9 protein-coding genes are annotated in these 12,960 nt (G+C 35.3%); 7 read left to right on the top strand and 2 right to left on the bottom strand.

Annotated elements, in window-relative coordinates; translation table 11 throughout:
* Nucleotides 1-15: 15 nt before the first annotated feature.
* Both glpK and BMW63_RS04005 read right to left on the bottom strand, forming a co-directional pair.
* A complete protein-coding gene (glpK, locus tag BMW63_RS04010; protein ID WP_074721488.1) occupies nucleotides 16-1,512 on the bottom strand; it encodes a glycerol kinase GlpK in 1,497 nt (498 codons plus the stop codon).
* Between the two features lie 26 nt (nucleotides 1,513-1,538).
* Nucleotides 1,539-3,119 carry a glycerol-3-phosphate dehydrogenase/oxidase gene (locus BMW63_RS04005; protein ID WP_074721486.1) on the bottom strand — a complete coding sequence of 527 codons (1,581 nt, stop codon included), beginning with the start codon at nucleotides 3,117-3,119 and terminating at the stop codon, nucleotides 1,539-1,541.
* Nucleotides 3,120-3,279: 160 nt separating this feature from the next.
* Between BMW63_RS04005 and BMW63_RS04000 the strand changes: the two genes are divergently transcribed.
* From BMW63_RS04000 to porN, 7 genes are all read left to right on the top strand, one after another.
* The gene (locus BMW63_RS04000; RefSeq protein ID WP_074721484.1) at nucleotides 3,280-4,047 is read left to right on the top strand and encodes a DeoR/GlpR family DNA-binding transcription regulator; all 768 of its coding nucleotides are present in this window, start codon (nucleotides 3,280-3,282) and stop codon (nucleotides 4,045-4,047) included.
* A gap of 418 nt (nucleotides 4,048-4,465) precedes the next feature.
* Nucleotides 4,466-6,997, top strand: a complete 2,532-nt coding sequence (gene topA / locus BMW63_RS03995; RefSeq protein ID WP_074721482.1) for a type I DNA topoisomerase — start codon at nucleotides 4,466-4,468, stop codon at nucleotides 6,995-6,997.
* A gap of 1 nt (nucleotide 6,998) precedes the next feature.
* Complete coding sequence (locus BMW63_RS03990; protein WP_074721480.1) at nucleotides 6,999-8,150, top strand: formimidoylglutamase; 1,152 nt, start codon at nucleotides 6,999-7,001, stop codon at nucleotides 8,148-8,150.
* A gap of 130 nt (nucleotides 8,151-8,280) precedes the next feature.
* The gene (gene porK, locus BMW63_RS03985) at nucleotides 8,281-9,693 is read left to right on the top strand and encodes a T9SS ring complex lipoprotein PorK/GldK (RefSeq protein ID WP_074721478.1); all 1,413 of its coding nucleotides are present in this window, start codon (nucleotides 8,281-8,283) and stop codon (nucleotides 9,691-9,693) included.
* 27 nt (nucleotides 9,694-9,720) lie between these two features.
* Nucleotides 9,721-10,368 carry a type IX secretion system motor protein PorL/GldL gene (gene porL / locus BMW63_RS03980; RefSeq protein ID WP_074721476.1) on the top strand — a complete coding sequence of 216 codons (648 nt, stop codon included), beginning with the start codon at nucleotides 9,721-9,723 and terminating at the stop codon, nucleotides 10,366-10,368.
* Nucleotides 10,369-10,417: 49 nt separating this feature from the next.
* On the top strand, nucleotides 10,418-11,956 hold the full coding sequence (gene porM / locus BMW63_RS03975) for a type IX secretion system motor protein PorM/GldM (RefSeq protein ID WP_074721474.1): 1,539 nt from the start codon (nucleotides 10,418-10,420) through the stop codon (nucleotides 11,954-11,956).
* 50 nt (nucleotides 11,957-12,006) lie between these two features.
* Nucleotides 12,007-12,897, top strand: coding sequence for a type IX secretion system ring subunit PorN/GldN (porN, locus tag BMW63_RS03970; protein ID WP_074722042.1), 891 nt, complete (start codon nucleotides 12,007-12,009; stop codon nucleotides 12,895-12,897).
* The last annotated feature ends 63 nt before the right edge of the window (nucleotides 12,898-12,960 follow it).

Raw genomic sequence — 12,960 nt, 5'->3', positions numbered from 1 at the left:
TTTTATGATTTATAGTTAGTCTTCGATCCAGTTTTCTGCACGTCCTACGGCTTTATCCCAGTTTCTTACTAGTTTGTCTACTTCGACTTTTGGCATTTCAGGAGAAAACACACGGTCAATAGACCATTGTTCTTGTAATTCGTCAATACTTTTCCAGTAACCGACAGCCAGTCCTGCTAAGTAGGCCGCTCCTAGTGCTGTTGTTTCAAGCATCTTCGGTCGGATTACATTAAAGCCAAACAAATCAGATTGAAATTGCATCATTAAATTATTAACAGCTGCTCCACCATCGACTCGTAACTCTTTTCCTTTTTCGCCAAAATCGGCTTCCATTGACTTTACTAAGTCATATACTTGATAAGTAATTCCTTCTATGGTTGCTCTTGCTATGTGTGCGTTTGTTGTTCCTCTGGTAATACCTAGAATGGCTCCTCTGGCATATTGATCCCAATGCGGTGCTCCTAAACCGGTTAATGCAGGTACAAAATAAACACCTCCATTGTCTGGTACACTTGCGGCTAATGCTTCGATGTCTTCTGCTGAATCGATCATTTTTGCACCGTCTCGCAACCATTGTACTGCTGCTCCGCCTACAAAAACACTTCCTTCTAAAGCATAGGTTGTTTTGCCGTTGATTTTCCAAGCTACGGTAGTCAGTAAATTATTTTTAGAATAAACAGGTTTGTTTCCCGTATTCATTAGCATAAAGCAACCAGTTCCATAAGTGTTTTTTACCATTCCAGGTTCGGTACATAATTGTCCAAAAAGTGCTGCTTGTTGATCTCCTGCTACACCTGCAATTGGAATTTTTGTAGAGAATAGGGTAGTGCTAGTTTCTCCGTATACTTCGCTGCTTTGTTTTACCTCTGGTAACATTGCTCTTGGTATATCGAATAATTCAAGTAGTTCCGTATCCCATTCTAAGGTATGGATGTTTAATAACAAAGTTCGGCTTGCATTAGAAACATCGGTCATGAACATTTTACCTCGAGTTAGTTTCCATATTAGCCAGGTGTCAACAGTACCAAAACATAGCTTTCCTTGTTCTGCTTTTTCCCGCGCTCCTTCTACATTGTCTAAAATCCATTTTACTTTTGTTCCAGAAAAATAAGCGTCTAAAACGAGTCCAGTCTTTTTTTGAATCATGTCTGCATGGCCTGCTGCTTTTAATTCATTACAATATTTTGCTGTTCGACGATCTTGCCAAACTATGGCGTTGTACAATGGCTCGCTAGTTTCCCGGTCCCAAACTATTGTTGTTTCGCGTTGATTAGTGATTCCTATTGCAGCTATTTCTTTGCCTGTAATACCAACTTTCGCAATCACCTCTGCAGCGCAACTGATTTGAGAAGACCAAATTTCTTTAGGATCATGTTCGACCCATCCCGGTTTTGGGAATAGCTGTTCAAAAGGTTTTTGTGAAACACTCACTATTTCTCCGTCATGGTTAAAGACGATTGCTCTAGACGAAGTTGTTCCTTGATCTAGTGTTAAGATTAATTTTTTTTTCATGGCTATTATAGATTTGGTTAATAGAATTATTTTTTAAAACCGGATAGGAGGAAACCATTAGCAATAGTTGTAAACTCAGCTATTTGATTTTGCGTCCATATTTCGTCATGTCCAAGTTCTTTTGCTAATAATTGTGCAACTTTTTCACAAGAAGCAATAGCTGCACGAGCATCTAAGAATAATAAGCGCACTCTTCTTGCTAAAACATCATCAATTGTTCTAGCCATTTCATAACGAATTGCCCATACTACCTCTGCCATAGTGTATTCGTAATCAGGATGTAGTTTTTCTTTTAATTCGGGTTCTTGATTTTGTAGCTCTATGATTTTAGGAATGTCCGTTCCGTAGATGTATAAATGATTTTCGCGGTCTTTTGCATTCGTTATTTTGTTTCCGTGAATTGCAATGTGTTCTGTTTTGCATTTCTTTTTTGGTAAATGACGTACCTGTATTGCCTTATCAATAATGTCTTCGGCAATTTTTCTATACGTAGTCCATTTTCCTCCAGTAATCGTTATTAGTCCTGTTTCTGAAACAATTATTTTATGACTTCTGGAAACTTCTTTAGTGCTTTTACCTGGCTCCTTTGGTGCAGCTAATGGTCGTAACCCTGCATAAACAGAAAGAACGTCTGCACGGGTAGGTTTTTTTGCTAAGAATCTCTGTGCTGTTTCTAGAACAAATTCGATTTCAGTTTCTAATGCAATTGGTTCAAGACTATGGCTTTTTATCAAGGTGTCGGTTGTTCCTAATACTATTTTATTATGCCAAGGCACTGCAAATAAAACCCTTCCGTCACTTGTTTTTGGTATCATCAATGCGTGATCGCTTGGTAGAAATGATTTATCAAATACAAGATGTATTCCTTGACTTGGTACAATGTATTTTTTATAAACGGTATCGTTTAGTTTCATTATAGCATTAGTGAAGACCCCCGTTGCATTTATAATGGCTTTTCCTTTTAGGTCGAATAATTCTCCAGTTTCTTGATTTTTAACCTGAACGCCAGTGACTTGATTGTTACTGTTTTTTAGTAAATTAACAACTTTAGTGTAGTTTAAAATACAAGCGCCCTTTTCTACTGCTGTTTGTGCTATGTTTATAGCTAAGCGCGAATCGTCAAATTGACCATCTTGATAGATAACACCACTGACCAATCCTTTTTGCTCTATTGTTGGGAGTAGTTCAATCGTTTTTTTCTTTGAAATATATTTTGATCGGCCTAAGCTTAATTTTCCGGCTAATAGGTCATAGAGAGTTAATCCTAGTGTATAGAAGTAACCACCCCACCAGGTGTAGTTTGGTATGACAAAGGATTGATTTTTAACAAGATGTCTAGCGTTTTCTGCCATCAGGCCTCGTTCTTTTAGTGCTTCTCTAACGAGAGCGATATCACCTTGCTCTAGATAGCGTACGCCACCATGAACTAATTTAGTGCTTCTGCTCGAGGTTCCTTTTGCGAAATCTACTGCTTCAACTAAAATAGTTTTGTATCCTCTGCTGGCGGCATCAACTGCAGTTCCAAGACCGCTAGCTCCTCCACCTATAATGATGACATCCCATTCTGGAGTCTGTTTTAGTTTTGATAATTGTTCGTTTAGTTTCATAATGTGTTTTTTAATTGTAATATTAATATATTTACTTTCACATTACAAACTTAATGAAACAAAATGAAAGTTTTGCTATTTTATCAAAAACAATGTGTTAAAATTGTATTTTTCAAAAAAAATATGTTATTTTGTGTAGTAATAACTAATAAAACAGGCTTTGATTAACAGGAGACAACAAGACATACTTAACGAGTTAGAGCAAAAGGGATATGTCAATGTGGTTGACCTATGTGAAGCTCATAATGTTTCAACCGTAACAATACGAAAGGATTTGAATTTTTTAGAAAATGAAAAGTTATTGCATAGGACCCATGGCGGAGCAAGTAAAAAACCGCTGTATGCTTTTGAGCGTAATATTGATGACAAGGAGGAAATGCAGGTGGAGCAGAAGATGCAAATTGCAGAAGAAGCATTGAAATACATAAGCAACAGCGATTATATTATTTTAGGTTCGGGTTCTAATATTCATTATTTGTCCCGAATTATTAAAGGTTTTCATAAATTAACAGTACTTACTCCATCGTTAAAGGTTTCTTTAGAGTTATGTAAAGAGCCTAGTATTGACATAATTCAATTAGGTGGGGATATTCGAGACAGCTCCACTTCAGCCGTTGGACCTATTGCTGAAGCTATTTTGAGTCAATTTTCTTGTAATAAATTATTTTTAGGTACTGATGGCGTTCATTTAGAATTTGGTTTGAGTACTTCAAATGCTCTAGAAGCGCATTTAAATCAAGCAATGATTGACGTTGCTGAGAAAGTTATCGTCCTCGCCGATTCGACAAAAATGAATATTAGAGGTTTTGGTAAAATTTGTAACCTGAACAAAATAGATGTACTAATTACTGATGAGGGTATTGATGTCGAAACTAAAATGAAACTCGAAGAAATCGGAATTAATGTTGTTGTAGCGGGGAAATTATAATTTGGTTTTTTATCTTAGGGTTTGTAAGTTATTAATATATAAATGTTTGATTGTTTGTACTTATGGTTTATTGCTGATAAAGCGGCCTAAAGTGGAGGGCACTGAAAAAGTATCTCTTTTTCAATAATTGATAAAAAAGGCAATTAAGTAAGACTTTGATTTTATTTAATTGCCTTTTTTGATTCAAATTCACTTTTCTTAGACTACAGCGTATTATAACAACTAAAAAGGAGCTAAAACACAACGGTTCTGCTCCTTTTTAATAATTTTCAGATTATTTTGTTTAAGCACTTTTTTAGTGCCTTCCCTAAAGTGCGGCCGTATTTTGATCCTTATTAGTAGTAAAGACTACTTTTAAAATTCTCAAAAGTGCTATATTTAAAAAAAATAGATACTTTTGTCCCAGAAAAATAGAGCAATGGCAAAGAATTTAGTAATAGTGGAGTCCCCTGCAAAGGCGAAAACAATCGAGAAATTTTTAGGAAGTGATTTTCAAGTGGAGTCAAGTTATGGGCATATTGCCGACTTGCCTTCTAAAGAAATAGGAGTAGATGTAGAGAATGGTTTTAAACCTAAATATGAAGTTTCACCTGATAAGAAAGCCTTAGTCACTAAGTTAAAAGGATTAGCTAAAAAAGCCGAAATGGTTTGGTTGGCAAGTGATGAGGATCGCGAGGGAGAAGCTATTTCTTGGCATCTAGCCGAAGAATTAAAATTAGATAAAGCAAAAACAAAACGAATCGTATTTCATGAAATTACCAAAACTGCTATTCTAAAAGCGATTGATAATCCACGTGAAATTGATTATAATTTAGTAAATGCACAACAAGCTCGTCGTGTTTTAGATCGATTAGTAGGGTATGAATTGTCTCCTGTATTATGGAGGAAAATAAAAGGCGGACTTTCAGCAGGTCGCGTGCAATCGGTTTCGGTTCGTTTAATTGTGGAGCGCGAAAGAGATATTCAGAACTTTAATGCAGTAGCAAGTTATTCTATTGTTGCCGAGTTTACCAATGAATCAGGAAAGTCATTCAAAGCAAAACTTCCAAAGAATTTCAATACTAAAAATGAAGCAGAAGATTTTTTAAACAAAAATATCGGTTCTACTTATAAGGTGGCGGATTTAGAAACAAAACCAACCAAAAAATCGCCAACAGGACCTTTTACGACTTCAACTTTACAGCAAGAAGCAGCAAGAAAATTGTATTTACCTGTTGGGATTACAATGCAATTAGCACAACGCTTATATGAAGCCGGTCTTATAACTTATATGAGAACGGATAGTGTAAACCTTTCTAAAGATGCGATGGAAGCTGCCGAGGCAGAAATCATTAAATCTTACGGCAAAGAATTCTCTAAACCGAGAACTTTTGTCAATAAAAGTAAAGGGGCACAAGAAGCGCATGAGGCGATTCGTCCTACAGACATGTCGCGTCATACGGTAAATATCGATAGAGATCAAGCCCGTTTATATGATTTGATTTGGAAAAGAACTTTGGCTTCGCAAATGAGTGATGCAAAGTTGGAAAGAACAAACGTAAAAATTGAAGCTAACAATCACAGTGAAATTTTTACGGCTTCTGGCGAGGTTTTACTTTTTGAAGGTTTCCTAAAAGTATACTTGGAAGGTCATGATGACGATGAAGAAGAGCAAGAAGGAATGTTGCCAGCGATGAAAGTCAATGAAAAACTTCAAAACAATTATATAACAGCAACGGAGCGTTATTCAAGACCTCCGGCGCGTTATACAGAAGCTTCTTTGGTTAAAAAACTGGAAGAACTAGGAATTGGTCGTCCGTCAACCTATGCGCCTACCATTTCTACTATTATCAACAGAAACTATGTTGAGAAAGGAAATCTTGACGGACAAGAGAGAAAGTATACGCAATTGATTTTGCAATCCGGAAAATTAGAGGAGAATTTACTAAAAGAGAATACAGGTTCCGATAAAGGAAAATTAGTACCAACAGACATTGGGACCATCGTTACTGATTTCTTAGTAAAAAATTTCGGGAATATATTAGATTATAATTTCACTGCAAAAGTAGAGCAAGATTTTGATGAAATTGCCGAAGGAAATGTTGATTGGGCGGTTATGATGAAAGAGTTTTACGATCAATTTCATCCAACAGTAAAAGATGTAGAGGCAAATGCCGAAAGAGAAAGTGGAGAAAGAATTCTAGGAAAAGATCCAAAAACCGGGAAACAAGTCTCTGTTCGTTTGGGGAAATTTGGGCCAATGGCTCAAATTGGAGAAGCAGATGATGAAGAGAAAAAATTCGCTAGTTTAATGCCTGACCAAAATATTGGAAATATTGGTTTGGAAGAAGCTTTGAATTTGTTTTTACTTCCAAAAAATTTAGGGGTATATAAAGAAGAGGAAGTTGAGGTAAGTAATGGCCGCTATGGTCCTTACATTCGTCACGGAGCTGCTTTTGTGTCCTTGCCAAAAGGAGAAAATCCTTTAGATGTAGATTTTGATAGAGCAAAAGAATTAATTGATGAAAAAGCAATTGCTGATGCGCCTATTGCAGTCTATAAAAGCGAGGGTGTTCAGAAAGGCGTTGGTCGTTTTGGTCCTTTTATCAAATGGAATGGTTTGTTTATTAATGTAAGTAAGAAATATAATTTTGATAATTTGTCACAATCAGATATTGAAGCCTTGATTGAAGATAAATTGCAGAAAAATATTGACAAGGTTTTGCATAACTGGGAAGAGGAAGGAATTTTAGTTGAAAAAGCACGTTGGGGGCGCTCTGTTATAACCAAAGGAAAGATAAAAATTGAACTTCCAAAAGAAGTTGATGCTACAAAATTGACCTTGGAAGAAGTTCAGGAAATGATAGCTAAGAAGACACCTGCAAAAAAAGTGGCTGCCAAAAAAGCGCCAGCTAAGAAAGCAGCTGCTAAAAAGCCAGCGGTTAAGAAACCTGTAGCAAAAAAGAAATAGAATGGAATTTGATTTTTTAGAACCTGTCGATACTGAAATTCTTGAATTAGTTCAGGGGTTGACTTCTCAACAGTTGGGAAGTAAGGTAGTTTTTCATACAAAAAACCAGTTTCCGGATTTAAATAAGATTAATATCGCTGTAATTGGGGTATTAGAGAACCGCGGAGGTGGTAAAGCTACAGAAAATGTTGATTTATCAGCAATTCGTAAAGAATTGTATACTATGTTTCCGGGTAATTGGGATGCTTCAATTGCTGATTTAGGGGATATTTTGGCTGGGAATTCTATAGAAGACTCTTATTTTGCTTTGCGAAAAGTGGTCTCAAATTTAATTAAGAAAAAAATTGTACCTATAGTTATCGGTGGTTCCCAAGATTTAACATTTGCGCTTTACAGGGCTTTTGACGAATTGGAACAAATGGTGAATTTAGTTTCAGTAGACAGTAAGTTCGATTTTGGAAAAGAAAATGATGAGATGTCTGCTTCATCTTATTTGACTAAAATAATAATAGATGAACCTAACAATCTGTTCAATTATTGCAATATTGGCTATCAGACTTATTATAATTCGCAAGAAGAGATTGATTTGGTCGAAAAGTTGTTTTTTGATAGCTACAGATTAGGAGAAATTTCTAACAACATTGCTTTAGCTGAACCAGTATTTAGGGATGCGGACGTAGTTAGTCTTGATTTGAACTCCGTAAAATCATCGGATTCTGGTAATTTTAATTCTTTCACCCCCAACGGTTTTAATGGAAAGGAAATATGTTCTTTGTCAAGATATGCAGGAATTAGTGATAAAGTTTCTATATTTGGCTTATTCAATCATAATAATTCAGCTCAGGAATCTGTTCTAATCGCGCAGATAATATGGTACTTTATAGAAGGGTTTCATTACCGATCTAATGAATATCCTTTTGGCAGCCGTGAAAATTATATTAAATACATTGTGCCTCTCGAAGATGAGGTTCTTGTTTTTTATAAAAGTGACAAAACGGATAGATGGTGGATAGAAATACCATTTATTTCAAACGGGAATAATAAATTAAAGAGAAATACGTTATTACCTTGTTCTTACGATGAATATTTAAACGCGTGTAATCAGGAACTGCCAGAAAGATGGTGGAAGGCACAGCGAAAAAATAACATTTAGAGCCAGGATTTTTATACAACTAATTTAATTCTATTATTGAAGAATGTTTAGTTTAAAATAATTGTTTTTTTAAAAAATAATAAATAGGTTTACAGACTTTAAGAATAATGAATAAATAACCCACATTTATATGAAGAAGTTCATTGCATTTATGGCAATATTAGTACTGTTAGTCGGCTGTGGTAAGTCAAGTGACAAAGGTGAATTGGTAGGAGTTAAAGGAGGTAAATGGCATCCTGAGAAACCATACGGTATGACTTTAGTGCCAGGAGGCGCTTTTATTATGGGTAAATCTGATGATGATATTGCTTCAATACAAGACGCTCCAACAAAAACAGTAACTGTTAGATCATTCTATATGGATGAAACTGAAATAACAAATAGTGAGTATCGTGAGTTTGTGGAATGGGTTAAAGATTCTACTATTAGAATGCGTTTGGCTATTCTTGCAGATATGAGTGGTATAAAAGGTGAAGATACAAAAGGCAAAGGTAAAAATGCTGGTAGTATTGGCGATTTTGCTTTCAATGATTCAGATCCTGAAAAAATGACTGCATACGACAAATACATGTATGATAATTATTATAGTATTGGTACGGAAGATGATCAGTATGCTGGAAGAAAGCTTAACAGAAAAGTGAAGTTGATAAAAGATCCTAAATTATATCCAGATGAATATTACGTTGAAGTAATGGATTCTATGTATCTGCCTCTAGAAGAGTCTTACAATGGATTACGAACGATTGATGTTGATAAATTGAAATTTCGTTATTCGTGGATGGATATTCAAGCTGCGGCAAAAGCTAAGGTTGGGAAAAGAAAAGATTTTATAAAAACAGAAGAAGTTAAAATTTATCCTGATACAACAGTATGGATTAAAGATTTTGCTTATTCTTATAATGAGCCAATGCATAATGATTATTTCTGGCATAAAGCGTATGGTGATTATCCTGTTGTTGGGGTAAAATGGACACAAGCAAAAGCTTTTTGTGCATGGAGAACACTTAATAAAAACAATTATATTAAATCAAAGAAGAAAGGTCGTGATTTAGTGAACGCTTTTAGATTGCCTACAGAGGCAGAATGGGAATATTCTGCTAGAGGTGGTTTAGAATCAGCTACATATCCATGGGGAGGGCCTTATACTAAAAGTGATAGAGGTTGTTTTCTAGCAAATTTCAAGCCGAACAGAGGAGATTATGCAGCTGATCAAGCATTGTATACTGTGGAAGCGAAGTCATATGAGCCAAATGGTTACAATTTATATAATATGGCAGGGAATGTTTCAGAATGGACAGACTCTTCCTACGATCCTAACGCATATGAGTATGTTTCCTCAATGAATCCTAACGTTTTAGATGCGTCTAATAAACGTAAGGTAGTTCGTGGAGGTTCATGGAAAGACGTTGCTTATTTCCTACAGGTAAGTACAAGGGATTTCGAATATGCTGATTCTGCACGAAGTTTTATCGGTTTTAGAACTGTTCAGGATTACATGGGATTGCAAACCACCGGAAACGGAAAGAAAATTAATAACAAATAAAAAAAACCTCCTAAATCAAAAAAAATTATGGCATTATTAAGTAAAAAGGCAATGAATTTCGCATATGGAATGGGTGCTGCAGTAGTAATCGTGGGTGCATTATTTAAAATAACACATTTCGAACTTGGGCCATTAACAGGGACGTTAATGCTTTCAATTGGACTATTAACTGAAGCCTTAATTTTTGCGCTTTCTGCGTTTGAACCCGTTGATGATGAGTTAGATTGGACATTGGTTTATCCAGAATTAGCGAATGGAATTAAAGGAGAATCGAAGAAAAAAATGGAAGCTCCTGCAGATTCACAAGGAATGTTGTCTCAAAAATTAGACGCTATGCTGAAAGATGCTAAAATTGATGGTGAATTAATGGCAAGTTTAGGAAGTAGTATCAAAAATTTTGAATCAGCTGCAAAAAGTATTGCTCCAACTGCTGAATCTATGGCTTCTACTAAAAAATATAGTGAAGAGTTAACTATGGCAGCCGCTCAAATGGAATCATTGAACAGTTTATATAAAATACAGTTGCAAGGTGCTTCTAGAAACGCACAAATCAATGAAGAAGTTCTTGAGAACAACTTAAAATTAAAAGATCAAATGCAATCATTGACTACAAACTTGTCTTCATTGAACAATGTTTATGGTGGAATGCTTTCTGCAATGGGTAACAAAGGGTAATTAGTTTCGAACTATACAAAATATAACAACTAACTAATTATTAGAAAATATGGCAGGAGGAAAACTAACCCCTAGACAGAAGATGATAAACCTTATGTATCTGGTTTTTATCGCTATGTTGGCAATGAATGTATCAAAAGAAGTTATTTCAGGTTTTGGATTGATGAATGAAAAATTTGAAACGTCAAATGAAACTTCTAAATTATCTAATGAGCAAATGTTAAGTGCTTTAGAAGCGAAGGCAGGTGAGGCAAAAGGTGAGTTTATAGTAGCTGCGGAGACAGCTCATAAAGTAAAAACTATTACAGATAATTTTTTTAATTATATTGCATCTTTAAAGGCACAAGCTACAAAAGGTTTTGAAATAGATCCAGAAACAGGAAAATTACCTTATGAGGAAATGGATAAAGGTGATAATATCGATGATTGGTTTGCAGGAGAAGGTTACTCTAAAAAAGGTAACGAAATTATAGCTAGCATAGAGCGATACAAAGCAGATATGAAGGTTGCTTTAGGATCAGATAGAAAATACACTTCAATTATTAAAGAAATTGAAACTAAGTTTGATGTTTCTGATGTTAAAAATAAAGAAGGATTAAAAGATAAATTTTTATCGTATCACTTTAAAGGCTTTCCAGCCATCGCGACTGTAGCAAAGCTGTCGGTTTGGCAAAATGATATTAATAAAGCGGAATTGGATGTTTATAGTTCTGCGCTAGGTAAAGCTGCTGTTGCAGCTGCATCATATAACAATTATCAAGCGATAGTTGTATTAGATAAAAACGCTTATTTTCAAGGCGAAGCTGTTACTGGTAAGGTAGTTCTAGGTAGATATGACGATAATACAAAACCAACTTCTTTTTCTGGCCCAGGAAAAATTGTCAATGGTCAGGCAGTGATATCGATGACGGCGGGTGGTGTAGGTGAGCAAAAAATAGCAGGACAATTTTCTTTTCTTGAAGACGGGAAAACGGTTCCTCTAAAATTTGAAGGTAAGTATGTGGTTGTTCCAAGACCTAACTCAGCTACGATTTCTGCAGATAAGATGAATGTAGTATACAGAGGTGTTGTAAACCCAATGTCTATTTCCTTTGCTGGTATTTCTGATAGTGACGTTTCTGCTTCCGCGCCTGGTTTAACTAAGGTTGGAAACGGTAAGTACAATATGAGCCCAGGTGGAGGAAATGAAGTTGTAATTAGTGTTTCAGGTAAAATGTCTGACGGAAAAGTTGCAAATGACAAAAGAGTATATAGAATTAAAGGTATTCCTGGTCCCACAGGTACCATTAGAGGAGAAACAGGTGTCGTTAAAGGACCTAAATCGAATTTAGAGATTGCTACAATTGGTGCTAAACTTGAAGATTTTGATTTTGAAGTTGGTTTAAATGTGTTAGGATTTAATTTGAAAGTTACTGGTCAGCCAACAGTGGTTGTTCAAGGGGACAAGTTAAATGCACAGTGTAAGTCGGTTCTTTCTAAAGCAGGAAGAGGAGATCAAGTTACGATTTCGGAAATTAAAACTAGGCTTGTTGGTGCAGGTAGTTATTTATTGCCTAGAACGGCTCCAGTTATTTTTGAAATACAATAATAAGTAAGTTGCCGTTAAGGGCTACTTCAATATCTTATAATTATATTATGATGAATGTTAGAAATTTTTTACTAGTTGTTATTTCCATTGCTGGGGGTTGTTCTTCTTTTGCACAATCTAATTTGCTAAATGCAAAAACACCAAATGAAATAGGTCTTAAAACTGCTGCGCAACTCATATCAGACAATGATAAACCATTGGCTTATGGTTACGTGCATGATAGAGATATTTTGATGGGTAAAACCGTATGGGAAATCATAGATCTTAGTGAAAAAATTAATTTCGCTTTGTATTTTCCTATCGATACGGCAAATATTGGTTCTGACAGACGTTCATTGTATGATGTATTGACCAAAGCTGTAAAAAGCGGTGCGATTACAGAAGTGTATTCTGACAGTTATTTTAATACAAAAAAGTCATACAAGGACATTCAAGGTGCTTTAAGTCGTGTCGATACTACTGATGCAGGTAGAGAGCAAGTAAATGCAGGACAGAGTGTTTCTCCTGAATATATTATGCGATCTGATTTAACAGCTCAGGATGTTACTCAATATAAAATTAAAGGATATTGGTATTTTGATAAACGTCAAAGTGAATTAAAATATCGTTTGTTGGGTATTTGTCCGGTTACTCCAGATGTGTATACAATGAACAGTGACGAAAAAGATTATATTGAATTATTTTGGATTTTCTTCCCAGCTGCAAGAGAGGTATTGCATGAGGCAAAAGCTTTTAATGATGCCAATTCTTCAATGCCGATTTCTTTTGACCAAATATTGAACTCTAGACACTTTAATAGTTTTATTTACAAAGAAGAAAATGTATATGGAGACAGAGCAATTGATGAGTATATGAAAGATAATGCTCAGAATCAATTGCTAGAATCGGAAAGAGTGAAAGAAAAAATACGTGATTTTGAATCAGATATGTGGAATTATTAATTTCGTTTTTCATTAGAATATAGAAAAACTCTTATCGTAATTGATAAGAGTTTTTTTTTGCCT

Origin of the sequence: Flavobacterium frigoris, from assembly GCF_900111075.1 — a bacterium.
GTDB lineage: Bacteria > Bacteroidota > Bacteroidia > Flavobacteriales > Flavobacteriaceae > Flavobacterium > Flavobacterium frigoris.
The sequence above is the reverse complement of the archived record's forward strand: the minus strand, read 5'-3'. Positions and strand labels throughout refer to the sequence as shown.